A 537-nucleotide genomic window follows, 5' to 3' on the forward strand; every position below is an offset into this window, starting at 1 on the left:
TTTATTAAATGCACCACGAAATTTGAATGACCCAGTTAACTGCATGTTTTCTAACTTTAAATAAATTTCTCCACCGGTTTTACTGGTTAAATAGAAAGATTTAACCAAAGGCGTTTTTCTAGCATTTCCATCTAAAATTTTTTGTGCTTTTTTTATATTCTCAATGTTCAGTGGTAAAATCTCATTACTCATACTAACACTTCTTTCAATGGCTTATAATCTAATTCTAGTGTTGTACCTAAATTCTCATAAGTTATTGTACCCTTGTAAATATTTACCCCCGTCGCCAAAGCCGGTTTATTTTGGATTGCATTCTCTAATCCATTTTTAGCTATTTCTAGTAAATACTCAATATTTCCATTTGCTAAGGCCATGGTAGAAGTACGTGGAGTAGCACCAGGCATATTGGGTACTGCATAGTGGATCACATCATGTTTAACAAATACAGGATTATCATGAGTTGTATAATGATCAACTGTCTCTACCGTACCACCTTGATCTATTGCAATATCCACAATGACACTTCCTGGCTTCATA

1 protein-coding gene and 1 pseudogene are annotated in these 537 nt (G+C 33.9%); both read right to left on the reverse strand.

Annotation, left to right across the window (positions count from 1 at the left end; genetic code table 11):
* On the reverse strand, positions 1–192 hold a 192-nt coding region (locus HMPREF2590_RS11550; protein ID WP_141763533.1), incomplete at its 3' end, for a pyridoxal-phosphate dependent enzyme.
* Positions 189–537: pseudogene (locus HMPREF2590_RS11555) on the reverse strand (alanine dehydrogenase); the annotation flags it as partial. The gene HMPREF2590_RS11550 and the pseudogene HMPREF2590_RS11555, both read right to left, overlap by 4 nt.

Source organism: Bacillus sp. HMSC036E02, assembly GCF_001836235.1.
In the GTDB taxonomy this organism is placed as follows: domain Bacteria; phylum Bacillota; class Bacilli; order Bacillales; family Bacillaceae_G; genus Bacillus_A; species Bacillus_A cereus.